22 protein-coding genes and 1 pseudogene are annotated in these 26,414 nt (G+C 59.8%); 10 read left to right on the forward strand and 13 right to left on the reverse strand.

Annotation, left to right across the window (positions count from 1 at the left end; genetic code table 11):
* Nucleotides 1–23: 23 nt before the first annotated feature.
* The gene (locus tag AC244Q_RS30200; protein WP_012755368.1) at nt 24–269 is read right to left on the reverse strand and encodes a WGR domain-containing protein; all 246 of its coding nucleotides are present in this window, start codon (nt 267–269) and stop codon (nt 24–26) included.
* A 407-nt stretch (nt 270–676) separates the two neighbouring features.
* On the opposite strand from AC244Q_RS30200, the gene AC244Q_RS30205 reads away from it, so the two are divergent.
* Entirely contained in the window at nt 677–1,006 is a 330-nt protein-coding gene (locus AC244Q_RS30205; protein ID WP_128408281.1) for a helix-turn-helix domain-containing protein, read from the forward strand.
* A complete protein-coding gene (locus AC244Q_RS30210) occupies nt 999–2,255 on the forward strand; it encodes a type II toxin-antitoxin system HipA family toxin (protein ID WP_128408279.1) in 1,257 nt (418 codons plus the stop codon). The genes AC244Q_RS30205 and AC244Q_RS30210 overlap by 8 nt, the downstream gene beginning before the upstream one ends.
* A gap of 184 nt (nt 2,256–2,439) precedes the next feature.
* On the opposite strand, the pseudogene AC244Q_RS30215 reads toward AC244Q_RS30210, so the two are convergent.
* Nucleotides 2,440–2,856 (reverse strand): annotated as a pseudogene (locus AC244Q_RS30215) (hypothetical protein); the annotation flags it as partial.
* Nucleotides 2,853–3,164 carry a mobilization protein gene (locus tag AC244Q_RS30220; protein ID WP_487764158.1) on the reverse strand — a complete coding sequence of 104 codons (312 nt, stop codon included), beginning with the start codon at nt 3,162–3,164 and terminating at the stop codon, nt 2,853–2,855. The pseudogene AC244Q_RS30215 and the gene AC244Q_RS30220, both read right to left, overlap by 4 nt.
* Nucleotides 3,165–3,449: 285 nt before the next feature.
* Here AC244Q_RS30220 and traA point away from each other — a divergent pair, with 285 nt between their 5' ends.
* Nucleotides 3,450–6,758, forward strand: a complete 3,309-nt coding sequence (traA, locus tag AC244Q_RS30225) for a Ti-type conjugative transfer relaxase TraA (RefSeq protein ID WP_128408302.1) — start codon at nt 3,450–3,452, stop codon at nt 6,756–6,758.
* 83 nt (nt 6,759–6,841) lie between these two features.
* Here the strand turns inward: traA and AC244Q_RS30230 are convergent, their stop codons facing one another.
* The 9 genes from AC244Q_RS30230 to AC244Q_RS30270 form a co-directional block, all read right to left on the reverse strand.
* Nucleotides 6,842–9,085: a bifunctional diguanylate cyclase/phosphodiesterase gene (locus tag AC244Q_RS30230; RefSeq protein WP_128407603.1), complete on the reverse strand. Its 2,244-nt coding sequence runs from the start codon at nt 9,083–9,085 to the stop codon at nt 6,842–6,844.
* A 148-nt stretch (nt 9,086–9,233) separates the two neighbouring features.
* Complete coding sequence (locus AC244Q_RS30235; RefSeq protein WP_128407604.1) at nt 9,234–10,046, reverse strand: ABC transporter ATP-binding protein; 813 nt, start codon at nt 10,044–10,046, stop codon at nt 9,234–9,236.
* Nucleotides 10,043–11,032, reverse strand: a complete 990-nt coding sequence (locus tag AC244Q_RS30240; RefSeq protein WP_003554069.1) for an ABC transporter ATP-binding protein — start codon at nt 11,030–11,032, stop codon at nt 10,043–10,045. Before AC244Q_RS30240 ends, AC244Q_RS30235 begins: the two co-directional genes overlap by 4 nt.
* Nucleotide 11,033: 1 nt before the next feature.
* Nucleotides 11,034–11,891 carry an ABC transporter permease gene (locus AC244Q_RS30245; RefSeq protein ID WP_003554066.1) on the reverse strand — a complete coding sequence of 286 codons (858 nt, stop codon included), beginning with the start codon at nt 11,889–11,891 and terminating at the stop codon, nt 11,034–11,036.
* A 3-nt stretch (nt 11,892–11,894) separates the two neighbouring features.
* A complete protein-coding gene (locus AC244Q_RS30250) occupies nt 11,895–12,899 on the reverse strand; it encodes an ABC transporter permease (protein WP_003554064.1) in 1,005 nt (334 codons plus the stop codon).
* A gap of 113 nt (nt 12,900–13,012) precedes the next feature.
* The gene (locus AC244Q_RS30255) at nt 13,013–14,917 is read right to left on the reverse strand and encodes an ABC transporter substrate-binding protein (protein ID WP_017996517.1); all 1,905 of its coding nucleotides are present in this window, start codon (nt 14,915–14,917) and stop codon (nt 13,013–13,015) included.
* A 203-nt stretch (nt 14,918–15,120) separates the two neighbouring features.
* Nucleotides 15,121–16,629, reverse strand: coding sequence for an arabinosylfuranosidase ArfA (gene arfA / locus AC244Q_RS30260; protein ID WP_003554061.1), 1,509 nt, complete (start codon nt 16,627–16,629; stop codon nt 15,121–15,123).
* Nucleotides 16,630–16,839: 210 nt separating this feature from the next.
* Entirely contained in the window at nt 16,840–17,766 is a 927-nt protein-coding gene (locus AC244Q_RS30265; protein ID WP_017996516.1) for an ArsR/SmtB family transcription factor, read from the reverse strand.
* A 276-nt stretch (nt 17,767–18,042) separates the two neighbouring features.
* Nucleotides 18,043–18,801: an IclR family transcriptional regulator gene (locus AC244Q_RS30270; RefSeq protein WP_003554058.1), complete on the reverse strand. Its 759-nt coding sequence runs from the start codon at nt 18,799–18,801 to the stop codon at nt 18,043–18,045.
* A gap of 157 nt (nt 18,802–18,958) precedes the next feature.
* On the opposite strand from AC244Q_RS30270, the gene AC244Q_RS30275 reads away from it, so the two are divergent.
* From AC244Q_RS30275 to AC244Q_RS30290, 4 genes are all read left to right on the forward strand, one after another.
* Nucleotides 18,959–19,666 (forward strand): 3-oxoacid CoA-transferase subunit A, encoded by a 708-nt coding sequence (locus tag AC244Q_RS30275; protein ID WP_128407605.1) that lies wholly within the window; start codon nt 18,959–18,961, stop codon nt 19,664–19,666.
* On the forward strand, nt 19,663–20,367 hold the full coding sequence (locus AC244Q_RS30280; RefSeq protein ID WP_003554054.1) for a 3-oxoacid CoA-transferase subunit B: 705 nt from the start codon (nt 19,663–19,665) through the stop codon (nt 20,365–20,367). Before AC244Q_RS30275 ends, AC244Q_RS30280 begins: the two co-directional genes overlap by 4 nt.
* A gap of 9 nt (nt 20,368–20,376) precedes the next feature.
* Nucleotides 20,377–21,582 (forward strand): 3-oxoadipyl-CoA thiolase, encoded by a 1,206-nt coding sequence (gene pcaF, locus AC244Q_RS30285; RefSeq protein ID WP_128407606.1) that lies wholly within the window; start codon nt 20,377–20,379, stop codon nt 21,580–21,582.
* A gap of 76 nt (nt 21,583–21,658) precedes the next feature.
* The gene (locus AC244Q_RS30290; RefSeq protein ID WP_128407607.1) at nt 21,659–22,141 is read left to right on the forward strand and encodes a GNAT family N-acetyltransferase; all 483 of its coding nucleotides are present in this window, start codon (nt 21,659–21,661) and stop codon (nt 22,139–22,141) included.
* Here the strand turns inward: AC244Q_RS30290 and AC244Q_RS30295 are convergent, their stop codons facing one another.
* Nucleotides 22,142–23,050 carry a LysR family transcriptional regulator gene (locus AC244Q_RS30295; protein WP_003554047.1) on the reverse strand — a complete coding sequence of 303 codons (909 nt, stop codon included), beginning with the start codon at nt 23,048–23,050 and terminating at the stop codon, nt 22,142–22,144. It abuts the gene before it with no gap.
* 245 nt (nt 23,051–23,295) lie between these two features.
* Between AC244Q_RS30295 and AC244Q_RS30300 the strand changes: the two genes are divergently transcribed.
* From AC244Q_RS30300 to AC244Q_RS30310, 3 genes are read left to right on the forward strand one after another with little or no spacing between them, the layout of a single operon-like run.
* Nucleotides 23,296–24,588 carry an ABC transporter substrate-binding protein gene (locus tag AC244Q_RS30300; protein ID WP_128407608.1) on the forward strand — a complete coding sequence of 431 codons (1,293 nt, stop codon included), beginning with the start codon at nt 23,296–23,298 and terminating at the stop codon, nt 24,586–24,588.
* Nucleotides 24,588–25,553: a carbohydrate ABC transporter permease gene (locus AC244Q_RS30305; protein WP_245460643.1), complete on the forward strand. Its 966-nt coding sequence runs from the start codon at nt 24,588–24,590 to the stop codon at nt 25,551–25,553. Before AC244Q_RS30300 ends, AC244Q_RS30305 begins: the two co-directional genes overlap by 1 nt.
* Entirely contained in the window at nt 25,550–26,407 is an 858-nt protein-coding gene (locus AC244Q_RS30310) for a carbohydrate ABC transporter permease (RefSeq protein ID WP_003554040.1), read from the forward strand. The genes AC244Q_RS30305 and AC244Q_RS30310 overlap by 4 nt, the downstream gene beginning before the upstream one ends.
* Nucleotides 26,408–26,414: the final 7 nt, after the last annotated feature.

Raw genomic sequence — 26,414 nt, forward strand, 5'->3', positions numbered from 1 at the left:
GGCATGCGAGACGCGGATGTCGATCACTGCAGCGGAAGGTAGCCTCTCGATCGCTTCCTGCGCAAAAGGCTGAGCAGGAGATCGACGGCTTTTGCCTCGCTGTCGAAGACATGGATCTTCTGCTGCCCGCGGCTGCCGATGCGTCCCCAGCTGCGCACCAGCGAGGTCTCGCCGAAGAGGTTCGGCTCGATCGACAGCGCATAAAAGCGGGCCATGTTCTTCGATGGATCGATGCGTTCGATGTAGAGACGATAGGGCTGAACTGTCATGCCGGCAGAATCGCAAACACCAGTTGCTCGCGTTCAACGACATTTGTGAATCGATGAGGCCCGATCGATTCATCGGGGTGATGGGACCGCCTGGCTCATCTCTCCTGGTTGACAAACAATCCGGAAAATTCCGGATCGGCATAATAGCGCGACTTCATCGCAACGATCGGCGAGCGTCAGCAGCGGGCGGGCGACACGCTGCTCGGCAATTTCCGACACAGTGCCGCCGCGTGTTGAACACCACGGTCTCCTGGCCAGGCAAATTGGAGGCGGCCCTATCCGTTGAGGCTAAGGCGCCTGACGATGATCTCTAAACATATCGTTAGCTCTAATATGATCCGTAAACAGATCTATTTTCGTTGACAACGGAGACAAGAAGATATCTATACGTATCAGTCCAATGTCGAATGAAACGCGCAGGTATCATCATGATCCCAGATTCGGCGGCTTTGCTCGAAATCGGGCGGTTATTGAAGAAGGCACGACAGGCCTCGGCAATGACCCAGGAACGGGTCGCCGATTTGGCTGGCATTTCGCGCCCTCGTTATCGCGACATCGAGACGGGGGTCGCCGCGGCTCGCGCGACGACTTTGCTGAATGTCGCCCGCGCGCTCGGCCTGGAAATGATGATGATCCCCCAAGCAATGGTTCCCGCGGTCGAGGCCTTGCTGCGCCCACATGACGACGATGATCTCCCGGCTTTCATCTCCCGCCCCGACGATAACGATCATGGCTAAGATGTTTCAGGCTCCCAACGCCATTCCTTCGCTTGAGGTGCTGCTGAACGATCTGAAGGTCGGCACACTCGTCAGGACGCCTGGAGATTTCAATGCGTTCAGCTTCGATGAAGCTTATCGCGCGACGGGTGGGTTCCCAGTCCTTAGCCTGTCATTCCGGGCGGCGACGGGAGGGTTGCGCAAGGATCCCAAGCCAATTGCCGGCGCCTTGCCGGCGTTCTTCGCCAATCTTCTTCCTGAAGACAAATTGCGCGAGGCGATGGAAAAGCACCACGCAGGTCATGTGCGCGCGGGCAACGATTTTGATCTACTGGCCGCACTCGGTCAGGACCTGCCGGGCGCTGTCCGCGTTGTACCGAGCGGTGGCACGACGGCGGTGATCGAGGACGCGTCGAGGGGCAAGCCGAAAGCCCGGTTTTCACTCGCGGGTGTGCAGATGAAACTCTCGGTGATGAAGAACACTGGCAGGGGTGGTGGCCTAACCTTGCCGATGGGTGACGAGCAGGGCCATTACATCGCAAAGCTTCCTTCGACATCGTTTCCTGGTGTCTCTGAAAACGAGTACGCCAACCTTGCATTGGCTGCAGCGATCGGCATGGAAGTGCCAGAACGCGAGCTTGTCGAGAAGTCCGATTTCGAAGGGATCCCCGAGGAGTTCGACACGCTGTCGGACGGAAAGGTCCTCCTGGTCAAACGCTTCGATCGGGGCGCCGGCGCTGAACGCATCCATATCGAGGATTTCGCCCAGGTCTTCGGCATTTATCCCTCGCGCAAATACGAGGCCGCGGCATACCACGATATAGCCTCCGCCCTCGGTGTCGCCATCTCGCCGACGGCCGCCCTCGAGTTCGTACGCCGTCTGGCCCTGACGGCAATAACCGGCAATGGCGACATGCACCTCAAAAACTGGTCGCTGATCTATCGTGGCAATGGCGACAAGCCGGAGCTCGCGCCGATCTACGATGTCCTGTCGACCGTGCCCTATATTCCCGCCGACGCGATGGCGCTGTCGCTCGGCGGCGAGCGCTCCTTCAAGGCGCTCGTCGCGCAGCGATGGAAGATCTTCGCCAACCGCGCGAGGCTGCCGGAGCCGGCTGTGCTCAAGGCGGTCATCGATGTCGTTGAACGCGTCAACAGGCATTGGTGGAGCCTTCCGGAACGGGCCGTCGTCCCGGAAAAAGTGCTCGAGCGGATCGATGAGCACGTGAAGGTGATGACGCCGGTACTCAGCAGTTGCGCCAATCAATAAGGCTGGAATCACAAGCACGCTGTCATGACGGATCTTCCGCTGCCGCGACTGCGAATGCGTCCAAGACGCGCGCCGATCGGTTCATCGGGGTGATGTGAACCGCCTGGTTCATCTCTCCTGCCTTATCTGTCCTGCTTGCCAAACAATCCGACGAATTCCGGATCGGCATAATAGCGCAACTTCGTCGCAACGATCGGCCGCTGGCCGGCAGGCCACTGCCCGCCTTGGTGAGCGGCGCAATCTCTCTTCGGCCGGCAAAGCGCGCAGACCCATGCGTGTCGTCCGCCGCCGATCCAAAATGCGTGATCAACGGAACCGACAACAGCCGAATGAGCAGCACGATGGCAAAGGCCATCACCACCCAATCGCCGATATGCCAGATGACGTCACCCCTGTGGCCGCCGAGCATCACGCGTCTGAGGTAGTCGATCCCGAAGTAGACGGTGAACACGACAAGCAAATAGCCAAATGCACCCATGACAAACGACTTGGCATATCGCAGCGGAAAGGTGATGAACGCGACGATCGCCCAGAGCGGATCGCGGGCCTCCATGCGCATCATGTTCCGGAGAGCGATTTTGATCTGGTTAGCATGGATCATGATGCCGCGCTCCCGTTGCCGATATTGCCGAGCGACGGGTCGTGCGGCCGTGGTTCGAGCAGATCTTCGAACAGATCCCGATCGCCATCGCGGGTGAGGAATTTTGGCAGTTCCGATCTGAGCCAGGCTGCCAGTCCGCCGCCGATCTGCACATCGCGGTCATTCGCCAGCCGATGCAGCGCCAGTGCGCCGATCAGCACCTTGCGGCGCGTGTCGATGGCGCGCTCCTGTTTGCCGAGCCGGATCTGCAATGTCTTGCGCTGCGCTTCCAACTGGGCGAGCCGCTCGCCGATGGTTTTGCGCGCCATGATGATCTTCTCCCTTGTTCCTGTTCAGCCATTGGCCGCGGCGATGAACGGATGATCAGAGCCGCCGGCGTGCCTCGATCGAAGTTGTCTCGAAGAGCGGCGCTTCGAAACCCGCAAATCTGCGCGTGGAAGCGACCGGGTGAACGGCTTACGAGGTCATTGGGAGATTGCCGCGTGCTCCCACCAGTGCCCGAAGGCGCGAAGCGACGAAGGCACAAGGGCGCACTTACGAGTTGCCGGGCAACTCAAAGCGCGGGCCGGCAGCCCGCTAACAAAGGGATGGCGATGGCGATCTATCATCTCAGCATGAAGCCGATCGCCCGCAGCGCTGGCCGCAGCGCTGTCGCGTCCGCCGCCTATCGTGCGGCCGAGCGGCTGACGAACGAGCGTGATGGGCTGACCCATGATTTTAGCAACAGGAAAGGTGTCGAGCATGCCGAGATCGTCTTGCCGACTGGGTCTTCCGCCTATTGGGCGATGAAGCGATCCGCCTTGTGGAATGCCGCCGAGCGTGCCGAGAAACGCAGCGACGCCCGTATTGCCCGGGAATTCGAAGTCGCCCTGCCGCATGAACTGACGCCGGATCAACGCCTGGTGCTGACGCGGGCCTTTGCCGAAGATCTGGCCAATCGTTATGGCGCTGCCGTCGACTTCGCGATCCATCGGCCGGGTGAGGGAAGTGACATCAGAAACAGCCATGCGCATCTGATGATGACGACGCGTGAGATGAGGGAAACCGGTCTTGGCGACAAGACGTTGCTTGAGCGGGAGAACAGATGGCTTCTCGCCAATCACCTGCCGCCATCGCAACTGCAGCTGAAGGATCTCAGACAGGCCTGGGAGCATCTTGCCAACACGCACCTTGAGAGGGCCGGCCTCGATATCCGTATCGACAACCGCTCGCATCTGGAGGCCGGGATCACGATCGAGCCGAGCGAACATGTCGGTGTGCATGCCACTCAGATCAATCGGCAGGGTGGGGCAGTCTCGCGCGTCCGCATCTCACCGCAATCGGCCGATCGCAATGCCGAGATCATCCGCCGGCGCCCTGAAGAGATATTGAAGCTCATCACCAACGAGAAGAGCGTCTTCAACCGTTATGATATCGCCAGGGCTCTGCATCGCACCATCAATGACGATGCGCAGACATTCCAGAATGCTTTTGCCGCGGTGATGGCGTCGAAGGCACTTGTCGAGTTGAGGCCCGACAGTTCAAGCCTTCGCGGCCGTGACGGCGAGGCACGTTATTCGACGGTCGAGATGGTGGCAATCGAAGGGGCGATGGCAACAGCCACTGTTGCGATGAAGACGCGCCAAAACCACGCTGTGGCGAAGCGCAATGTCGATGCGGCAATCGCCGAACAGGACAGATCGATCCAGGCGGGAAATCCTTCACCGGGGCAGGGGCTGTCGGCTGAACAGCGCCAGGCGATCGAGCATGTCACCGGCGCCTCGCAGATCGCTGTGGTGATCGGTTTTGCCGGTGCCGGCAAGAGCACGATGCTGGCGGCTGCCCGGCAGGCCTGGGAAGCGCAAGGTTATCGCGTTCATGGCGCGGCGTTGGCCGGCAAGGCCGCGGAAGGCCTGGAGCAATCGTCCGGCATATCGAGCCGCACCTTGGCGTCCTGGGAGTACTCCTGGCAAGCTGATCGCGGTCGGCTCAATGCTCGTGACGTCTTCGTTATCGACGAGGGTGGCATGGTCGGCAGTCGTCAGCTCGCCCGCTTCGTCGACGAGGTCAAACGGGCCGGCGCCAAGCTCGTCCTGGTCGGTGACCATGAACAGCTTCAGGCGATCGGAGCGGGCGCGCCGTTTCGGGCGATCGCCGAAGCCGTCGGCCATGCGCAACTGTCGGAAGTGCGCCGGCAAAAGGCCGATTGGCAAAAGCAGGCATCGATCGACTTTGCCTCGCATCGGACTGCCGACGGGCTTGCTGCCTACCAAGCACATGGCAACATCCAGCTGAAAGCAAACCGCGACGACGTGCTGAAGGCGATCATTGCCGATTACGTCGCTGACCGATCGGCCAATCCCAACGACACGCGCATTGCGATGGCCCATCGGCGCGACGACGTCCGTGCCATCAATGCCGGCATTCGCTCTCGGTTGCAGGAGCGCGGTGAGCTCTCAAGAAGCACCGGCACCTCGGATGATCGTGGTGAGGAACTCACCTACCAGACCAGCAATGGGAAGCGATCTTTTGCGCGCGGCGACCGCATCGTCTTCCTGGAGAACGATCGTGATCTCGGCGTCAAGAATGGCATGCTGGGCGAGGTGATCGCCGTCCAACCGGACGCAATACAGGTTCGGCTTGACGGCAAGGCGCAGACGCAAGATGGGCAACGCCAGGTGATCATTCCGGTGAACAGTTACCAGGCCTTTGATCACGGCTACGCGACGACGATCCACAAGACGCAAGGTGCCACCGTCGACCGGAGTTTTGTCCTGGCGTCGACGACGATGGACCGGCATCTGACCTATGTGGCGATGACCCGTCATCGTGAAGAGGTGCAGCTTTATGCGGGGCTCGATGCGTTCAAGACGGAGCGCTCCCTGACAGAGACACTGAGCCGGTCAGGCGTGAAGGAGACGACGCTCGACTATACGCATGACTTTGCCAATCGGCGCGGCATGGAGGATCGCCGGGGGCAGGGCGAGAGCGAGGTCGCATCTCACGAAATCAGCAAAGGGATACAGCCCATCCCGGACACGGCGGTTCCCAAGCCACTGCAAGAGCCGCGGCCGCCTACACCGCTCGCGGCCCGCAGCATCGCCGATGGCGGCTCTTCGCACCAGGATCCCACTGGCGATGAACGTCGCGATGAACGCGAGGATGAACGCCGCGTGCTCGTTGCGGCGGTTAAGACCTATGCGATGAGCGTCGAAGAGGTCGGACGGTCAAGGGCGATGCCGGCATTCGAACGAGATTGGGCCGCGGCAAAGCAGCTCGCGCCGCAGGTGTTCAAGGACGCGCCAGCGGCAATGGACGTGTTGCGCGGCCGGATCCTGGATGAGAACGCAGATCCGGTCGCGCTCGCCAACCAACTCAGCACTTTGCCCGAGACGATCGGTGCGCTCGCCGGCAAGACCGGCCTGTTCGGAGACAACGCTGAACGCAAACACGCGCTTTTGCGGATCGATGCGCTGGCTTCACATGTTCGCCAATCCGCCAACACCTGGCAGCGTCGCCTTGCGGCTGAATGCGGCTCCGAACGCTGGAAGCGGGAAAAGCAGGACGTGGTCGAGGTTCTGGGCCTGAGCCGCCGGAGTGAGGCGCTGCTGCGCAATCTCGACGATCTCCCCTATAGCGACAAGGCAAAGTTCGTCGAACGACTGGCCGGGACACCGGAGGGCCGTCGAGCGCTTGCCGAGGCAAAGGACATCGTTACTGCGATCGAAACGCGCTTCGGTCGCGCCGATCCCTCAGATCTCGCGGATCAGCTGAAGCGAGTGGGACCGGATCGGGATGGTGACGTCGAGCGTATCCGCCAGGTTGCTCGCCTTGCCGATCGTAGTCATCGTGCGGAGCTCACCCAGCAGATGGAGTTGAAGCGGTCGCTGAAGCGGGGCAAGTCCTTGGGGCTTGGGATGTAGATGTTTGGGTCGGACCACAGGCGATTGGCTGCAATAAGTCGAGGATCGACGGAAGATAATCATGCACGGAATGCGGGGCTTGGCTATCGGCCTGCCTCTGTCATTCCTTTGTCCTTCACACAATAAAATTCAATCAACTGCTCCGAGGTCATTGGCCGTGCCAGAGCGTAACCTTGCAATATATGGCAACCGAGATCCTTCAGGATCTTCGCATGGTCCATTGTCTCCACGCCCTCTGCAACGATGTCGATGTTCTGCGATCGGCCGATTTCGATAATGGAGGAGACCAGGCGGCGCTGAGATGGAGACGCGACAATCGGCTTGATAATTTCGCGATCGATCTTCAGTCGTCGCGGCTCAAATCGAAGCAAACTGACAATGCTGGCATGTTCGGTGCCGAAGTCATCGATCTCGATTTCGATGCCAAGCTTTTTGACGGCTGGAATGATCTCTTTGAGAACAGGTTGAAGATCATTGAAGGAGATTGTCTCGAGCAGCTCGAAACACAGGCGACCTTTCGCTATGGGAAGTTCGGACAGCTCGGCAAGCAGATTTGGCTGCGCCAATCGACGCGCTGAAATGTTGACAGAGACACGTGGAATTTGCATTCCCAGACTGTCCCATCTTGTCAGCTCGAATAGGGCCTTTTGCAGGATCAGCCTATCCATGTCGCCGGTGCGCCCCAGTTTTTCCGCAACGTCCAGAAATTTGTCCGGGGCGAGCAGACCTTTTTGCGGGTGATCCCAACGGGCAAGTGTCTCGACGCCGGCAAGGTCCAACGTATTTGCATCGAACTGCGGTTGAAAGAACGCAACGAGTTCATCGCGATCTAGCGCTTGCTTGAATTCGTCCGCCAATTCTTTCGAGTGGATCGCGGCGCTGCGAAGCTCTTCCGTAAAAACCGCCGCGCGGCCGCGACCCGCCTTCTTTGCCTCGTACAAAGCCAAATCGGCATTGAGAAGCAATTGGCCGAGGTCCGGACCGAGAGCACGTTCAGTCTCCCAGGCGACGCCGACGCTTGCACCGACAACACACGCCGCATCGTCGATGATGAGGGGCTGATCGAGCGTATCGACAATTTGTCGTGCCAATGCGGTTGCCTTCGGCTCCGGATCGGCACTCCAACTGGCGAAGATGAACTCATCTCCACCGATCCGAGCCGCCACGTCGTTTGGACCAACCAAATCGGCAAGGCGAGAAGCCGTTGCTTGCAAGACCGCGTCACCGCCAGCATGCCCTCTCGTATCGTTGATCTCCTTAAATCGATCCAGGTCGATGTGAATGAATATCAGACAATCTTGTGGACGGGGTCTCGGCGGTTGCGAGATCATCCGGTCGACAAATCGTCGATTGGGAAGCCCCGTCAATGCGTCATGCAATGAGAGATGCTCCAGCCTCTGTCGTGCTCGAACGAGCTTTTTCTTGTGAAGGCGAAGCTTTTCGATCGTTCTTTGGCGTGATCCGGTCAGAAAGCCGATCCAGACAATCGGTGCAACGACACATAATGCCAACAGGCTGGCGTAGAACTCAAAAATACCGATCCCATTATTTTGGCCCCATCGCGGTCTTGGGAGTGCGGCGAGGGTCCATCGGCCATAAACCATGTCAACGGATGTCTGAACCGGTTTGCTTGAAAAAGTTGCCAGGCTGCCGAAAAAAACCTGTTTGGGCGAATTCGGCTCCGGTACGGTGCTGATGGCGATCTCAAGCTCGGTCGAAGCAAGGCCACTTTCCTGGTAAAGCTTCGGTATGTCGACTATTCCGGAAAGCAGGCCCCAAAAGACCTGGCTTGTTCCGTTATTGATGTAGACCGGGCACCTGACGACAAAAGCGGTTCCACCTTGGACAAGCTCCACTGGGCCTGTCAGAACGATATTGTGGGTGTTGCGCGCCAGCATCGCGGCAGCCCGTTGCTTCTCATTGTTTCGGTAGTCGAGCCCGATGGCCTTTTCGTTTCCGTTCTCCGGATAAACCCAGCTGACCACCATGTCGGGCGCGGCAGCGAAGCTTCGCAATTGCGAGTCGGGTTGCAGGATCTGCGCGGCAAGTTTGGAAAATCCGTTTTGGCCCATCTCTGGATTGACTGCGATGCCGGCCGCCAGCCCCTGCAACAGCTTCACATTGCTATTGAGGTTCGTCTGAAGCCGGGAGGATATGGTAGCAAGCTCGCCGGCAACGATCGAGCGCTCATCGGCAAGCGATCGCTCCAGCCGCCAGTTCGTTGCTACCCAAACGACGATTGCTGCAATAATTGCGGCAAATATTGCGGGAGCGAATGCGCTGGTATGACTTACTGCAGAGCGAGCGAGATTTCTTCGAAACTTCATCGGGTTGCCGGCGTGGATGACAGACCCTCATCCTTGCACGGTTTCTTTAAGGCAACGCTAAACTTGCCAGCGTCCTATAGAGGGAAGCTGCCTATTCGTGCTGGATCCGGTTAACAGACGTAGCATTGCCCGCATCTCCCCGCGCCGCTCACTGTGCCGGGCTGAAATCGGCGGCAAGGACCGCGTCCTTCAGCGCCCGCGAATACTCATGCTGGGGATCATCCAGCACGGCCCGCGCCTGTCCGCGTTCGACGATTTCGCCTTTGCGCATGATGATGATGTTGTCGCTGATGTAATAGGCGGTGGCGAGGTCGTGGGTGATGTAGACGATCGAAAGACCGAGCTCGTTTTTCAGACGGCCAAAGAGATTGACGATCGCCATGCGCAGCGATGCGTCGACCATCGATACCGGTTCATCGGCCACCAGCAGCCGGGGTTGCGGGATCAGCGCCCGGGCGATGGCGACGCGCTGAAGCTGGCCGCCCGACAATTCGTGGGGGAACCGGCCTTTCACTTCTTCAAGGGTCAGGCCGACATGGACGAGGGCTGCATCCGCCATCTTCTCCGCCTGCTCTCGGTCCGGCCGATTTCCCGAGAATGAAAAATTGCGGGCGGTCTCGAAGAGATAACGGTCGACACGTTTCAGCGGATTGAAGGCTTCGAAGGGGTTTTGCAGAACCGGCTGGACCTCTTTCATGAAAGCCTTGCGTTCGGATCGGCTATGGATGGCGACGGTCCTGCCGCTGAATTGAAGCTCGCCTTCCGTTGGTTCGGTCTGGCCGAGGATCATCGCCGCGATCGTCGATTTTCCCGAGCCGGATTCTCCAACGATCGACAGGATCTCCGGCTCCGCTCCCAATTCGAAGCTGACGTCCTTGACCGCCGTGATCAGCCGCCGGCCGAGCATGCCGCCCTGCCGGTAGACCTTCGTGACGTGCGATAGGCTAAGAAGAGCGCTCAAACCTGATCTCCCGTAACGGCAAAACACGCCACGCGCCGCTGCGGCTCGACAGTGACGAGCGGCGGAACCTTCTGCGAGCAGATCTCCATGCGCTTGGGACAGCGCGGATGAAACCGGCAGCCTTCCGGCGGCATGGCGAGGTTAGGCGGACGCCCCTCCAGCGAAGGGCGGGCCGTCGCATCGCCGATGCGCGGCAGGCTGCCGACGAGGTGCTGCGTATAGGGGTGGAGCGGTTTGTTGAAGAGTTTGGCGGTCGGCGCTTCCTCGACAAGACGCCCGGCATAGACAATGCCGATGCGGTCGGAGACCGTCGCGTGAACCCCCATATCATGGGTGACGAACAGGAAGGACGAGCCCATCTCGCGCTGGATCTCGCGGATCATCGACAGCACGTCGCGCTGAACGATGACGTCGAGCGCGGTCGTCGGTTCGTCGGCGATGATAAATTCCGGCGTCAGGATGGTGGCCAGCGCAATGGTCATGCGCTGGCGCATGCCGCCGGAGAGTTCGTGGGGATAGGCATCGAGCAGATGCGGATCCAGCTTCAGCCGCTGCAGATGGGTGGCGACCCTTTCGAGAAAGACCGGGCCGCTGACCTTCATGTGGCGAAAGGCGAAATCGGTGAAGGAATGACGGATCCGGCGCACCGGATTGAGCACATTCATTGAGCCCTGCATGATATAGGACAGATGCTTCCAGCGCAGCGCCAGCCGATCCTCCGGCTTCATCGCATAGATATCCTGGGTGCCGCCGTCGAAATGGAATGTCACTTTCCCGGACACGACCCTCAGCGGCGGCCGGATCGCGCCGGCAATGGTCTTGATCAAGGTCGTCTTGCCGCTGCTCGATTCACCGGCGACGCCATAGACCTCGCCGCGGGCGATGGTCAGGCTGATATCGTCGACGGCGCGCACCTCGCGATCGACGCCGTAGAGGAAGGCACGGTAATAGGCTTTCAGATTCTCAATTTCGACCAAAGGATCCATACTAACTTCCCATCCGGTTCAGCCGGCTGCGCGGATCGTTGTATTCGTTCATCGACATGGACAGCAGGAAGAGCGCCAGGAAGAGGACGACGATGACGGCGACGGGGGCGGCCACCCACCACCAAATGCCTGATATCAGCGCCGAATGCGCATTGGCCCAATAGATCATCATGCCCATGGTCGGCGTCTCGATATCGGTGAAGCCGAGCACCGACAGGGTGATCTCCATGCCGATCGACCAGATCATGTTGTTCATCGTGGTGGCAAAGACGATCGGCAGAACATAGGGCAGGTGCTCCTCGACGAGGATCTTGCGCATGCTCATGCCGGAATAGACGCTCTGGGTGGTGAAGGATCTCGTCTTCAGGCTGATCGCCACCGAACGGATGAGGCGTGCATCATAGGACCAGCCGAGCGCGGCCATGATGAGGATCAGCGCCGTCCAGGTCATGCTGTCCTTCAGCACGAAGTAGAACAGGATCAGCAGCGGAAATTGCGGGATGACCATGACGCTGTCGTTGATGGCCATCAGCACCCGGTCGACCGCGCCGCCGGCATAGCCGGCGACGAGGCCGACGACCAGCGAGATGATGCGTGAAATGAAGGCGACGCCGATGCCAAAAAACAGGGTGTTCCTGAGCGCGGTTGTCAGCTGCCAGAAAACGTCCTGGCCGCGCGACGTCGTGCCGAGCCAATATTCTCCATCGGGCGGCATATCGGGCGGCAGAAGATAGATGTCGGTCGCGCCGTAAGGCGAGAAATAGGACACCACTATCAATGCGACGATGACGGCAAAGAGCAGCAGGCCGCAGAGGAATTCCATATTCTGGCGCGCGAGGTCGCGGACGATCGTAAACATGCTCTATTCCACCTTGATGCGCGGGTCGATCAGCGGGCTCAGAATGTCGATGATGAAGACGGCGGCGGCGACGCCGACGATCGACAATGCGCTGAGGCCGAGCACCAGGCTATAGTCGCCGGCATGCACCGCTTCGATCAGCAGGTTGCCAATGCCCGGATAGCCGAAGACGATTTCGGTGATGACCGTGCCGTTGAAGATCGCGCCGAGCGACATGGCAAGCCCGGTGAACTGCGGCACCATGGCATTGCGGGCGATGTAGGAGCGCAGGATCTTTCGCTTCGGAACGCCGCCAAGCTCGGCGAAGACGACGTAATCCTCGGTGATGATGTTGGAAACGAGCGCGCGCATCCCGATCAGCCAGCTGCCGGCACCGACCATGATCAGCGACAAGGCCGGCAGGATCGAGTGTTTCAGGATATCGAAGACCAGGGCAAAGGAGAGGTCCAGATTGGCGTTCATCTCGTAGCCGCCATTGATCGGCAGCACCGGCCAGAGATAGCCGAACACAATCAGAAGCACGAAGGCGAGGATGTAATAGGGAATGGGAAGCAGGGCGATGAAGACGAGGCTGACCGCCTTCAGCACCATGTCCTTGCGGTAATAGCCGGCGAGCGCGCCGATCGCATTGCCGAGCACGAAGGTGATCAGCGTCGATACCGTCATCAGTCCGATTGTCCAGGGCAGGGATCGCAGGATGATGGTGGAAACGGGCGTGGGGAAAGCCGATAGCGAGGGACCGAGATCACCGGTCGCAAGCCGCAGCCAGAAATGCAGGTATTGCTGCCAGATCGAGCCCTCCATGCCGTAAAGCTCGCGAAGCGACTGGCGCATCAGTTCGATCGCATTCGGATCGGACTGCCCCATCTGGGTGATGGCGCCTATGCTTTCTTCGACCGGATCGATCGGGGTCAGGTGGGTGACGAAGAATGTGATGGTCACGCCAAGAAATACAACGAGCAGAAACTGACCGAACCGCTTCAGCACAAAGATCAGATAGGACGTCATAGGGCGGTGATTCCTCTCTGGTTCCCTTCATCAAGTGGAAAGGATCGACGGACATGCCACATGCCCGTCGATTAGGGGGCCGGCGCGCAACACTCGCGCCGGCGTTGGGAGGATTATTTCGGTTGTGCCGGCTTCAGCTTGACCATCATCAGCCTGGAGTTGGCCCAATTCGGCACCGGATCGGTATAGGGATCAGCGATCGTCGGATAACCGGTCCAATAGGTCGTATCCATCGAGGTGAAGACGTTATACGACATCAGCGGGATCGTCGGCATTTCGCGGGCGACCAGCTTCAGATAATCCTTGCCGAGCTCGACGCCCTTCGGATCGTCGGCGCTGATGCCGCGAATGCTTTCGATGATCTTGTCGAGCTCCGGATTGCTCCAGCGCTGCCAGTTGCGCGGCGGCTGATTGTCACCCTTCTTGGCCACGAACTGCGAATGCCAGCTGTCCAGGAAGAACGACAGGTCGGGATCGCCGCCCCAGGTCTCGACGCTCCAGGCGATCGCAACCTGGAAATCGCCGGGCTGTAGCGCCGTCTGCCAAAGTTTCGCGGCCGGCACGGCTTTGGCGTCGATGCCGAATGCGGCCCATTGCTGTGCGATCAACGTCCCGGCGCGGGTGAAGACCGAGCGTGTGTCGCCTTCCACCGTCATCCGGATCTTGAAGGGCTGTCCATCAGGGGTCAGCCATTTGCCGCCGGATTTCTTGAAGCCTGCCTTCTCCAGCAGTTCGCCGGCAGCCTTCGGATCCGGTTTCCACCAGCCATAGCCGAAGGCACCGCTGATCGCCTCCGGGTCGGTCGGGATCTGGTCCTTGAACTTCGGCTGCTTGCGCAGGATATCGGCGATCTGTTGCCCGACCGTCGGGTCATAAGGCTTGATCTTGCTCTTGCCGGTATCGATCTCGAAATTCTTCAGCCAATCCTGCATCGGCGCCTGATAGTCCTTCATCGTGGCCGCCGTCGGCGGCACGCCGAGCGCCGAAAGCGTCGCTGCACCGCGATAGCTCGCCATATCCACCGCCTTGATGTCGATCAGCAGGGCAAGCGCCCAGCGTACATCGGCATTGTCGAAGGGCGGATTCTGGGTGTTGAAGATCACGGCCGGAAGCGTCGGGTCCGGATGGGCGAAGGGGAAACCCGGGAACCAGGTTTCGATCGTCTTGGATTTTTCCTTCAGCGTGAACATGCCCTCGGGCGTGTTGTCGTGAATGATATCGAGATTGTGCTCGAGCTGAGCGATGGTGCGTTTATCCGGCGGGCCGGGATCGGCATAGGTCACATATTTCGGAGCCGGCTCGCCGAAGCGGGCAAGCGATGTCCGCTGCCAGTCGTCGCGCTTCTCCCAGGTATACCACTTGCCCTGGGGGTCGTAGGACTTGAGCTTGTAGGCGCCGAGCGAAACGGGATTGGCGAAATCATAACGAAGCGGATCTTCGACTTTCTCGAAAACATGCTTGGGCATGATCCAGGCGCCGTTCCAGCGAACGGTGAAGATGGCATGGAAGCGCGAATTGGGCTTCTTTAGCTTGAACACCACAGTCGAGGGGTCGGTCGCCTCGACGCTTGCCACCTGCACCGAGAAGGCAGCACTCCAGACCATGCCGGGGTGATCCATCTGCGTCTTCACGGTATAGACCACGTCGTCTGCCGTGAACTCCACGCCGTCGCTCCAGAAGAGCCCCTTGCGCAGTTTCACGGTCATCTCGGTAAAGTCGGCATTGTATTGCGGCTTGTCGGCAGCCAGAGAATTGTCCCAGGTCGCGCCGCCAAGCCCTTGTTCGGGGTCGATATACCAGAGCGTATCCATGGTCAGCTGCTGCAGGCCGGTCGATACGCCGCCGCCGCCATTGACCCAGATGTTGAACCAGCCGGGATTTTTGATCGTCCCTTCCGGATTTTCGACGATGAGCGTCTCCTTGCGCGGCAAGGAGGTGTAGTCATCGGCCTTGGCCGTCGCTGTCAGGCCGAGTGCGGCCAGCGCGACGCCAAATGCGAGCCTCTTCCACTGTTGCATGAACTCCTCCCTAGAAAGCGACGATACGGCGGCCGAAAAGGCACGCATGGGCACGTCGCGGTTGTCGGTTCGCAGAAGCGTCAGGACTTGAACAATCAGGTCCGGGACCTCAGTGAACCATCTCTCCGGCTCCCTGCCTCCTCGCAGCGAGCCGAATATTTTCAGCCGGGGCGTGCCCCCAATGGGCTACCCGGCGGTAGCTGTCACACCGACAGCCGGATGACGTTGTAGGAGAACGGTTTCAGCGCCGCCCGCAGGCGTCCATCCTCGATCTTTCCACTCTCGACGTTGACGGGGGCGACCGTCTTCGGCCGCACCGCCGTATTGACGGCTTCCAGGTCGCCGTGGGTCATCTCCACCTGCTCGACCACCCGGGCATTTCCGAAGCCTTCCAGCCGCACATCGAGATCGAGCGCCGTGCTCGGATGGCGGTTGACGGCAAAGAAGGTCAGCGTCTTGCCGTCTTCGGAATGGACTGCCGATACGTCGAGATAGGGGACGTCGTTCTCCTCGTCGCTGTCATAGGTCGGGCCATCGACGACCAGCTGCAGTGCCGTTCCACGGCCATATCTGGAGGCGTAATAGAACGGGTAATAGATGGTCTGGCGCCACGCCGCACCGCCGTCCTCGGTCATGATCGGGGCAATGACGTTGACGAGCTGCGCGATGCAGGCGATGCGCACCCGGTCGGAACGGCGGATGAAGGTGTTGAGGATGCCGCCGACCTGCAGCACGTCTTCGAAATTATAGATGTCTTCCAAGAGATGCGGCGCATCCGGCCATTCGTCGCGCGCCAGGATCTCCTTGTCCTGCTGGTTGGAATGATACCAGACATTCCATTCGTCGAAGGAAATGCCGATCGTCTTCTTCGAGCGTTTTTTCGCCTTGATGTAGTCGATCACGCCGCCGATCGTGGTGATGTAGCGGTCGAGCTTCGTCGCGCGGGCAAGATAGTTGAGGGTATTTTTCTCGCGGTTGGCAAAATACATATGCAGCGAGATATGGTCGGCGCTGTCATAGCACTGCTCGAGGACCTGGGCTTCCCACTCGGGATAAGTCTTCATGTCGGAATTGGACGAGCCGCAGACCACGAGCTCAAGCGACTTGTCGAAGCCGCGCATGGCTTTGGCCGTCTCATCCGCCAGCCGGCCATATTCATAGGCCGACTTGTGGCCGACCTGCCAGGGGCCATCCATCTCGTTGCCGAGGCACCACAATTTGACATCGTGCGGATTAGACCAGCCGTGCTTGCGGCGCAGATCCGACCAGTAGGTGCCGCCGGGATGATTGCAATATTCGAGGAAATTGCGAGCCGCATCCAGGCCGCGTGATCCGAGATTGACGGCGAGCATCGGCTTGGTATTTGCCTTCTTGCACCAGTCGACGAATTCATTGACGCCGATCTGGTTGGCTTCGCGGGTGCGCCAGGCAAGGTCGAGGCGCACCGGGCGCTCGGCACGCGGGCCGACGCCGTCTTCCCAATTATAGGCCGAGACGAAGTTGCCGCCAGGATAGCGGCAATAGGGCGTGTCGAGATCACGCACCAGATCGAGGACATCCTGGCGGAATCCGTCCTCATCAGCGGTCGGGTGTCCGGGCTCATAAATGCCCCCGTAGATCGCCCTGCCGAGATGCTCGAGAAATGAACTGTAGAGCCTGGAATCAATGGTCGCGATGCGGAAATCGCGGTGAACCACAACGTTCGTCTTCAACGGATCCTCCCGTTTATGTATCAGATATTTTGTTTTCTTGCCTCTAACTTGATATCAGGAATGTTGTTGTGTCAACCAAGTTGCGACTTTAATCATACTAATATGGAGTTCAGAAAAAATTGTTTAATTACAGCTATTTGGGCGCCTTTATCGGCCACCGGAACCGGAAAGAATCGTAATATTTAAATCAAGATTTCCGATTTTTATTTTTCAGACATGCAGTCGCATGATGATATCGCGCCCGTGATTTCCGAAGCTACGCCCGAAAATATTCACGCCGCCAGTATGACCGGCATTTTCGGCGATGCCGACCCGCAGCCGGATCGAGGAGTGCTGGGCAAGCGCGAGGTCGCTGAGCGTGACATTCGAGGCGGCGATACCGTCGATGAAGGTCCCGCGGGTGGAAATCCGCCAGGTCTTCATCATCCCATATTGCGAGCCTTCGAGCTTCCACCATGCCGGCGTGAAGGCGCCGCGCTTGTCGCCGTAGTCGCCGGGCGACGTCCAGGTGCCGATGGCCATGCCGTTGACCCAGAGCGTTATGTCGGACGGCCAGTCCGGATTGGTGCCAGGCACCTCAGACGACAACTCCAGCGAAAACTCGATGGCGCGGATATCCTTGTTTAACACCTTAGCATTGTTGGGGAATTTATATTCCACATAACCCCGGCCGAACCAGACGAGCCCGGCCTGCATGCGCTGCGGGTCGAGAAAATAGTCGGGAACATCGAGCGGGCCGATGACGCTCTCGGTGGAGCAAAGACCACACGGCGCATGGACGTCACAGCTGGTGTAGAGCCCGACCGGCATCTCGACTTCGATGATATTGTTGGCCCTTTGGGCCGCGCTTTCCTCGAAACTGATCAGAATTTCGCTGTAGATCGCCGAGCAGATCTTCTGGTTTCCCTTGCGGGCCTTCGTCAACTGCGAATCGACAAGCCGGGCGTCTTCCAAAATCTGGATCCCGGTGGCGACAGTCGATTGAGGAAGAGAAAGGGCACGTGCGATATCGTTGATATTCATCGGCCCTTTGGCGCAAAGCAACTTGAGCATCTCGAGTCGCGCCGGTGCCGAAAGCGCGCGTATCGCATCATTATTCTCGCCAGCGGCAATCGTCAAAAACGAGCGTTCCATCATTCCTCCACTATTTCCGCTGAAGTGATGTATATCGGAAATTATGATACATCAAGTGGGAGTGCTTGGGTCTCGGCTGATTTTAGATGGTTCAGAATTCTGCGATGCGAGGGACTTAGAGATCCTTCCACGGATTGATGATCTGCAAGCCGAGTCCCTCGAAATCAGACGCATTGCGCGTTGTGAGTGCGCCGCGCGAGACGGCGACGGCTGCGTTCCGCGCATCGAACTGGCGTTGCGGGGTGCGGGGAGCCCGAGGGAAGCCGAGATTGCGGTGGCTCACCGGCGCAGCAGCGGCCGCAACGCGGCCTGTGTTTCCTTCAGCAGCGGCAGATAGCGCTCCTTCATCTCGGCCGCCGGGACGAGGGCGGCCGGCGCGCCGATATTGATCGCCGCGACCGTTTCGCCGCGGTCGTTGTCGACAGGCACCGCGATAGAGCAGAGGCCGATCTCCAGCTCCTGATCGATGATGGCGTAACCGTCAGTGCGGACCCGGCGGAATTCGGTGATGAGGTCCTCCGGATCGGTCTTCGTATTCGGCGTGTTTTGCTTCAGCTCGCTGCGGGCGAGGATGGCGCGCGCCTCGCTCTCGCTAAGGGCTGCGAGCAGCACGCGCCCCATCGAGGCGCAGTAGGCGGGCAGGCGGCTGCCGGGGGTGAGGTTGATCGACATGACGCGGCGTTGCGAGGCGCGGGCGATATAGACGATGTCGGTGCCATCGAGAACCGAGGCCGAGGCGCTCTGGCCGGCCTTTTCCGAGAGAAGATCGAGATGCGGCTGCAGCAGCGCCGGCAGCGGCGTCGCTGCGAGATAGGCATGGCCAAGCCGCAGGATCTTCGGCGTCAGCGTGAAGAACTTGCCGTCATAATCGGCATATCCGAGCTCGGCGAGCGTCAGCAGCGAGCGGCGCACAGTGGCGCGGTCGAGCTCCGTCAGCTTGGCGGCCTCGGCGATGGAAAGCCGCTGTCGCGTTTCGCCGAAAGCTTCGATCACCTTCAGGCCGCGGGCAAAGCCACTGACGAAATCCGTTTCGCGCATGGGTCCAGTCTCCAATGGATTCATCTCAATTTGTGCGATATATGAACAAATGTCAAATATCGCACAAATACGTTGCCGCTTGGCCCGCGGCACTTTATGTCTACGCCAGAGGACGGGATGGGAGTTCCCCGACCGAGTAGCCAAGGAGAGGTCACGCATGGACAAGACAGTCGGGAGCACGGCGGAAGCCGTCTCTGAGATCGGTGATGGCGCGACCGTCATGATCGGTGGTTTTGGTGGCTCGGGCGCCCCGATCGAGCTCATTCATGCCTTGATCGACAAGGGCTCCAAGAACCTCACCGTGATCAACAACAATGCCGGCAACGGGCGCATCGGCATTGCAGCGATGATCGATGCCGGCATGGTCAGAAAGATGATCTGCTCATTCCCGCGTTCGTCGGATCCGCGCGCCTTCACGGATAAATATCTAGCCGGCGAAATTGAGCTCGAGCTGGTGCCGCAGGGAACGCTTGCCGAGCGCATCCGCGCCGGCGGAGCCGGCATCCCGGCTTTCTATACGCCGACCGCCTACGGCACCGAACTGGCCAACGGCAAGGTCATCGCCGAATTCGATGGCCGCTACTATGTGCAGGAGCGCTGGCTGAAGGCCGACTTCGCGATCGTCAAGGCTGCGATCGGCGATATCCAGGGCAACCTCACCTACAACAAGGCCGGCCGCAACTTCAATCCGCTGATGTGCATGGCAGCTGCGAAGACCATCGTCCAGGTGTCATCGATCGTGCCGGCCGGCGGCATCGATCCCGAGCAGGTGGTGACACCAGGCATCTTCGTCGACCGCGTCGTCACTGTTTCCAATCCCCAGCAGGAAGAAGAGCTCATTCGAGCCGGAGTGGCCTACGTATGACCATCAACACCCGCCCCATCAACACCCGCGAAGACATCAAGCTTTCCAATGCGCAGATCGCCTGGCGCGCCGCGCAGGATATTGCTGACGGCGCCTATGTGAACCTCGGCATCGGCTTTCCCGAAATGGTCGCCCGCTATCAGCCCCCCGGCCGTCAGGCGATCTTCCACACCGAAAACGGCATCCTGAACTTCGGCGAGCCGCCGGCGGCAGGCGAGGAGGATTGGGACCTGATCAATGCTGGCAAGAAGGCGGTAACGCTGAAGCCGGGTGCCGCCTTCTTCCATCACGCCGACAGCTTCGCCATGGTGCGCGGCGGCCATCTCGACGTCGCGATCCTCGGCGCCTATCAGGTTGCCCAGAGCGGCGACCTTGCCAACTGGCGGGTGGGCAGCAAAGGCGTGCCGGCCGTCGGCGGCGCCATGGACCTGGTGCACGGCGCCAAGCAGGTCTGCGTCATTACCGAGCACGTCACTAAGACAGGCGAGCCGAAACTGGTGGAGACATGCACCTTCCCGCTGACCGGCGTTGCCTGCATCACCCGCGTCTATACCAGCCACGCCGTCGTCGACATCGTCAACGGACGTTTCGTCCTGCGCGAGAAACTGGCCGCGATGTCGCAGGAGGAATTGCAGGCGATGACCGGTGCGCCGCTGCACGTCGAAGGGCCGGTTGCCGACCTTGTCGTCCCGAAACTCTGAGGAAAAGCCATGACCGAAGCCTTTATCTGCGACTATATCAGAACGCCGATCGGCCGTTTCGCCGGCTCGCTCTCCCAGGTGCGGGCCGACGATCTAGGTGCCATCCCGCTGAAGGCGCTGATGCAACGAAATGCCGCCGTCGATTGGGAAGCCGTCGACGATGTGATCTTCGGCTGCGCCAACCAGGCGGGTGAGGACAACCGCAATGTCGCGCGCATGTCGGCTCTGCTCGCCGGCCTGCCGATCGCCGTCCCCGGCACGACGATCAACCGGCTCTGCGGCTCCGGCATGGATGCGGTGATCACGGCCGCACGCGCCATCCGCGCGGGCGAAGCCGAGCTGATGATCGCTGGTGGCGTCGAGAGCATGTCACGCGCGCCGTTCGTCATGCCGAAGGCCGAGACGGCCTTTTCACGGGCCGCCGAAATCCATGACACGACGATCGGCTGGCGCTTCGTCAACCCGCTGATGAAGAAGCAGTACGGCGTCGATTCCATGCCGGAGACTGGCGAGAATGTCGCCGAGGACTATCATGTCAGCCGCGAGGATCAGGATGCCTTCGCGGTGCGAAGCCAGGCGAAGGCCGCCGCCGCCCAGGCGAACGGACGGTTGGCGAAGGAGATCACCCCGGTGACCATCTCGCAGCGCAAGGGCGATCCTGTTATCGTCGACAAGGACGAGCATCCGCGCGCAACCACGATCGAAACGCTGGCGAAACTCGCGACACCTTTCAAAAAAGAAGGCGGCACGGTGACGGCGGGCAATGCCTCCGGCGTCAATGACGGGGCGGCGGCGCTGATCGTCGCTTCGGAAGCGGCGGCGCGGAAATACGGCCTGACGCCGATCGCCCGCATCCTCGGCGGCGCGGCTGCCGCCGTTCCGCCAAGGGTGATGGGCGTCGGGCCGATCCCGGCCTCGCGCAAGCTGATGGCACGGCTCGGCATGACCGCGGATCAGTTCGACGTGATCGAACTCAACGAGGCCTTTGCCAGCCAGGGGCTGGCGGTGCTGCGCGCGCTCGGCATTGCCGATGATGATGCGCGGGTGAACCGCAATGGCGGCGCGATCGCGCTCGGCCATCCGCTTGGCATGTCGGGTGCACGCATCACCGGCACGGCTGCCCTCGAGCTTTTGCAGACCGGCGGACAATATTCGCTGTCGACCATGTGCATCGGCGTCGGGCAGGGGATTGCGATAGCACTTGAAAGGGTTTGAGGCCGGGACGCTTCCAGCTTTTGCCGGAGGCTGCCGACCCGTTGCGCGGCGTGCCCGGTTTCGTTAGAGATCGGGCATGCTGATCCGACCCGCGGACAAGAACGATCGAAGCGCCATCTGGAGGATCATCGGTCCGACGATCCGCGCCGGCGAAACCTATGCGCTCGATCGCGATTTGAGCGAAGCTGATGCGCTGGCCTACTGGATGGGACCGGACCGCGAGACCTTCGTCGCCGAAGCGGATGGCGTGATCCTCGGCACCTATTACATCAAGGCCAATCAGGCAGGTGGCGGCCGGCATGTCTGCAACTGCGGTTACATGACCGATGCTGCAGCAAGCGGCCGTGGCGTCGCCCGGCTGATGCATGAGCATTCCCTGGACCATGCCCGCTTGCGTGGCTTTCGCGCCATGCAGTTCAATTTCGTCGTCAGCAGCAACGAACGCGCGGTCGCGCTGTGGCAATCTCTCGGGTTCGATATCGTCGGCCGGCTCCCGGGCGTCTTTCTTCATCCGACGCAGGGCTATGTCGACGCATTGGTGATGTTTCGCACGCTTTGATCACGCAGTTTCAGGAAGCGAGAATTCGGGCAACGCCAACAACGGCATCGAACCACGCACCAAACGCAGGAAATCGCGGACCGGAGATTTTTCGAGCGCGCGCGGAAAGTAGATTGCGCCCGATTCCTGTACGCGGCCGTGGTCCTGGAACATCACCGGTCTGATCCCGAACCCATCGAACAATTTCGCAAAGCCGCTGGAGGCGGCCATCACCAGCGGCGAACCCTGCATGATCAACAGAGCCTGCAACATGGAGTCCACACGAACCGCAAAATCCCGGGTCTGACGCTCGAGTTGACCAGGCCCTTCATCATCTCCGTAACCGGGGCTGATCCAGCGCTGACGCAGAAGATCATCGAGGGTGACGGTCGCCGCTTTGGCCAGGTGATGATCCTTGTGGCAGTAGATGTAGGTCGCCTGTCTTGCCAGCGTTTCGAACTCGACTTGCATGACGGCTTCATATTTGTAGGAGAGCGTTCCGAAGACGAGATCGTAGACGCCGTGCCGCATCCCTTCGAAACGTGTACCGTCATCGGCGATCTCGACGTGGACGACGACACCCGGATGCGTCCGGCTGAAGGCTTTTATGATCCCCGGCAATATGACGAGCCCCCAAAGATCGCCGGTGGCTATGCGAATAACGGCCTTGGCGCGGCCCTGAAGATGTTCGATCTCTTCTTTCGCTTCATCGAGCGCCGGCAATATCCGCACCGCCCGGCTATAAAGGGCTGAACCGTAAACGCTCAATTCGACGCCGGCGCCGGTCCTATTGAACAGCGGTACGCCGTAGCTGTCTTCGAGTTGCCGGATAGCCCGGGAAAGCGCCGGCTGCGAAATATTCAGCTTCTTGGCGGCACGCGAGATCGATCGCTGGTTTGCCACTTCGACGAATTGGCGTAGCTCCCGCATCCGTCTCCCTCCCTATGCGACTTATGCATAACATATAGCATGTTTGCATTTGACCTCAGCACCATCTGCGCCACATTGTACACAACAATAGTAGACTAATTCGAGCGTGCCAAGAGCTGCGAAAGCCCCTCATGAAAGGGAATTTCGCGCCGATGAGCACGTTCTCGACGGACGCTCTACACAGAAGAATAAGCCTTCGACAAGGAAATCGGGGCGCGGGATGGGGATAGAAGGAGGAGGAACCGATGTTTAAAAATGGCATAGGCCGGCAGTTGATTTTCGCCGCGACGACGGCGGCGTCGATGATTTTTGCAATCGCTCCATCGGCGGCGCAGGACAAGGTCCAGCTGACGTTTCGTCAATTCGATCCCCCGACCGAAATTCAAGGCCTGATTGCCGCCGTCGAGGCCTGGAACTCTAGTCATCCCGATGTCCAGGTCAAATTGGAGACGATGTCGGGCGGCGACACGCTTGCCCAGTTGGCGCGCGAAATTCCCGCCGGTGCGGGACCGGATGTTCAGCAGCTGGCTTTCGTGTGGACGCGTGATCTCGCGCGATCAAAGCTGCTCCTCGATCTTAGCCCTCTCATCCAATCGAATGCGCCGGGAGCCGGCACCGACGATTTTCTGGCTCTCGACCTCGCCACCCTCGATGGCAAAATCTTCGGCCTGCCATGGACGGCGGATACATTCTCGATGGCCTATCGCCCGGATCTCCTGCAGGCAGCAGGTGTCTCGAACTTTCCCGATAGCTGGGACGATCTTGCGGCAGCTGCCAAGAAGTTGACCACCGAAGGTAGTGGGACCGAACAATACGGTTTCTGCTTCCCCGCAGGCAGCGCACCCGACAGCGGCATGTGGACGCTGGTAAATTATTACCTCTGGAGCAACGGCTCGACCTTGGTCACGGAGGAAAGCCCGGGGAAATGGAAGGTGGCGGTGACGCCGGAGCAACTGGCGGCGGCGATGAACTATTTCAACCAGTTTTTCGTGGACGGAACGGCGCCCGAAAACCTCATCACCGTGAATGCCTGGGGCGATCCCGAGCTGATCGGCGGGCTCGGCCGAGGCGACTGCGCGATCACTTTCTTTCCGCCGCAAACCTTCAGGGCCGCCGAGAAACAATCTGAAAAGCCGCTGCTGACCGCACCGATCCCGAAAGGGACGGAAAAGCGCATCTCCCATCTTGGCGGACGTGCGCTGGGCATCAATCCCAACACCAAGCATCAGAAGGAGGCCTGGGAGTTCGTCAAATATCTGGTCGGCCCCGAGACCTTCAAAACCTACAACCAATATCCCTCGCAGAAGTCGCTGCTTTCACAGCTCCAGTTTCCGCCGGCCGAACAGGGCTATGTAACGATGCTTCCGTTGGCGCAGACCTTCGAGCGCTACATCTCGTCCCCGATCAAGGTGTCGAGCATGACAGCGCTCATCAATCGTGAGTTCGGCGCCGTATTCTCCGGGCAGCGCAATCCTGATGAGGCTGCGGATGTCATCATCAAGGAGCTCAACGACTTGCTTGCCCGCGGCAAGGGCTGATGATGTCTGTTTCCGCAAACCCGGACGGCGCGCTGGCCAAGCGCGCCGAAAGACGAGGATCATTCCGGAGTTGGCATTTCGAGCCTTATGGCCTGGTCATGCCGGCGATGCTCATCCTGGCAATCTTTTTTGCCGGCCCGGCATTCTATAATATCGCGCTCAGCTTTCAGGATCTTAGCCTTTTCGATCTGGGAAAGGAGGGTCGGTGGGTCGGCTTTGCCAACTTCGCCGCCGTCCTCAAGGATGATGGAATTGGCGGCGCCTTATTCAACACCGCTTTCCTGCTGACATTCGTGACGGTCGTCATTCGATTGGCACTCGGACTTGCGCTGGCGATCCTTCTCAACGCCGAGGTCTTCGCCAGATGGCGCATCGGCTGGCTCGTCCGGTCGCTGGTGCTTGTCCCCTTCGTAACGCCGCCGGTCGTCGCCGTCGCCGCCTGGAAGTGGCTGCTCGATCCCCGCTATGGCGCGGTCAACCAGTTTCTCCTGTCGACGGGGCTCATCGACAGGGGAATTCCGTTCCTTTCCAGGACGTCGACGGTCTGGGGCGCGGTCGAAACGATGTTGATCTGGCGCGAGCTTCCTTTCGTCATCATCACCTTTCTCGCGGCGCTGCAGTCGATTCCGAGGGAACTCAGGGAAGCGGCCCGCATCGACGGCGCGTCCGAGTTTCAGATCCATTTGCGCATCATCCTGCCGATGCTGAAGCCCGTGATCGCGGTCGTCGCGCTGCTGACGACGATCTGGACCTTCAACAATTTCGTCTACGTCTGGCTCGCCACCCGAGGAGGACCGGGCGACTACACCCAGGTTCTGGCAACGAAAATGTATACGGTCTCGTTTGTCGACTATCGCGTCGGCGAGGGTGCCGCCATCGGCGTTCTCATGAGCCTGATGATGTTCGCCTTCGCGCTCGTCTATCTCGGGATTCTCTCCCGCGGGAAACGGGGAGCGTCGTCATGAATGTTTCGATGACGCATAAAGCGCGGCATATCAGGTTCGCCAGGGACCTGATCACCGTCATTCTGGGTATCGGCCTGCTGCTGATTTTGGCGTTCCCCTTCATTTGGGTGGTTCTGATTTCCTTCCGCCCGGACAAGGAAATCTTCACCCGGACGTTTCAGCTATTCACCAGCGTCACCCTGGAAAACTACTACACCCTCCTTCAGAATTCGCCGTTCCCGAACTACCTCAGAAACAGCCTCGTCGTCTGCACAATCTCGACTGTCGCGGCCGTGACCATCGCGCTGATCACCGCCTATGGTTTTTCGCGCAACCGCGATTTCCGCGGCCGCGGCCTGTTGCTGATCCTGGTGATCTGCACGCAGCTATTTCCCTACGTGATCCTGATCACGCCGCTTTATTCGATGTTTTTCGCCGTCGGGCTGATCAACAATCCGCTGAGCCTGGTTCTGTCCTATACGGCCATGAACCTGCCATTCGCCATCTATCTGCTTCTCGGCTACCTCGACACAATTCCCCAGGATCTCGACGAGGCAGCCAAGCTCGACGGCGCCTCCACGATCCAGATCATCTTCAAGGTCATTTTGCCGATCGCCTGGCCGGGTGTGGTGACGGTCGCGGTCAACGCCTTCGTGTCGGGGTGGGATGAATTTCTGTTTGCCCTGACACTGATGACAGCGGACGAAAACAAGACCGTGCCGGTCGGGCTGGCCGGCTTCTTCGGCGAATACACCACCCAATGGAATCTGGTGATGACGGCATCGGTGATTTCGACGCTGCCCACGCTTGTCCTTTTCATGCTGCTTCAACGAAAGCTGGTCTCCGATCTCGCGGCCGGTGCGGTGAAGCTGTAGCGGCGTG

The organism is Rhizobium sp. CB2179 (assembly GCF_057653455.1).

Coding starts and splice junctions, on each gene's coding strand:
- AC244Q_RS30200 (WP_012755368.1), bottom strand. CDS start 269: ATGACAGTTCAGCCCTATCGTCTCTACATCGAACGCATCGATCCATCG.
- AC244Q_RS30205 (WP_128408281.1), top strand. CDS start 677: ATGAAACGCGCAGGTATCATCATGATCCCAGATTCGGCGGCTTTGCTC.
- AC244Q_RS30210 (WP_128408279.1), top strand. CDS start 999: ATGGCTAAGATGTTTCAGGCTCCCAACGCCATTCCTTCGCTTGAGGTG.
- AC244Q_RS30220 (WP_487764158.1), bottom strand. CDS start 3,164: ATGGCGCGCAAAACCATCGGCGAGCGGCTCGCCCAGTTGGAAGCGCAG.
- traA (WP_128408302.1), top strand. CDS start 3,450: ATGGCGATCTATCATCTCAGCATGAAGCCGATCGCCCGCAGCGCTGGC.
- AC244Q_RS30230 (WP_128407603.1), bottom strand. CDS start 9,085: ATGAAGTTTCGAAGAAATCTCGCTCGCTCTGCAGTAAGTCATACCAGC.
- AC244Q_RS30240 (WP_003554069.1), bottom strand. CDS start 11,032: ATGGATCCTTTGGTCGAAATTGAGAATCTGAAAGCCTATTACCGTGCC.
- AC244Q_RS30245 (WP_003554066.1), bottom strand. CDS start 11,891: ATGTTTACGATCGTCCGCGACCTCGCGCGCCAGAATATGGAATTCCTC.
- AC244Q_RS30250 (WP_003554064.1), bottom strand. CDS start 12,899: ATGACGTCCTATCTGATCTTTGTGCTGAAGCGGTTCGGTCAGTTTCTG.
- AC244Q_RS30255 (WP_017996517.1), bottom strand. CDS start 14,917: ATGCAACAGTGGAAGAGGCTCGCATTTGGCGTCGCGCTGGCCGCACTC.
- AC244Q_RS30265 (WP_017996516.1), bottom strand. CDS start 17,766: ATGATGGAACGCTCGTTTTTGACGATTGCCGCTGGCGAGAATAATGAT.
- AC244Q_RS30270 (WP_003554058.1), bottom strand. CDS start 18,801: ATGCGCGAAACGGATTTCGTCAGTGGCTTTGCCCGCGGCCTGAAGGTG.
- AC244Q_RS30275 (WP_128407605.1), top strand. CDS start 18,959: ATGGACAAGACAGTCGGGAGCACGGCGGAAGCCGTCTCTGAGATCGGT.
- AC244Q_RS30280 (WP_003554054.1), top strand. CDS start 19,663: ATGACCATCAACACCCGCCCCATCAACACCCGCGAAGACATCAAGCTT.
- pcaF (WP_128407606.1), top strand. CDS start 20,377: ATGACCGAAGCCTTTATCTGCGACTATATCAGAACGCCGATCGGCCGT.
- AC244Q_RS30290 (WP_128407607.1), top strand. CDS start 21,659: ATGCTGATCCGACCCGCGGACAAGAACGATCGAAGCGCCATCTGGAGG.
- AC244Q_RS30295 (WP_003554047.1), bottom strand. CDS start 23,050: ATGCGGGAGCTACGCCAATTCGTCGAAGTGGCAAACCAGCGATCGATC.
- AC244Q_RS30300 (WP_128407608.1), top strand. CDS start 23,296: ATGTTTAAAAATGGCATAGGCCGGCAGTTGATTTTCGCCGCGACGACG.
- AC244Q_RS30305 (WP_245460643.1), top strand. CDS start 24,588: ATGATGTCTGTTTCCGCAAACCCGGACGGCGCGCTGGCCAAGCGCGCC.
- AC244Q_RS30310 (WP_003554040.1), top strand. CDS start 25,550: ATGAATGTTTCGATGACGCATAAAGCGCGGCATATCAGGTTCGCCAGG.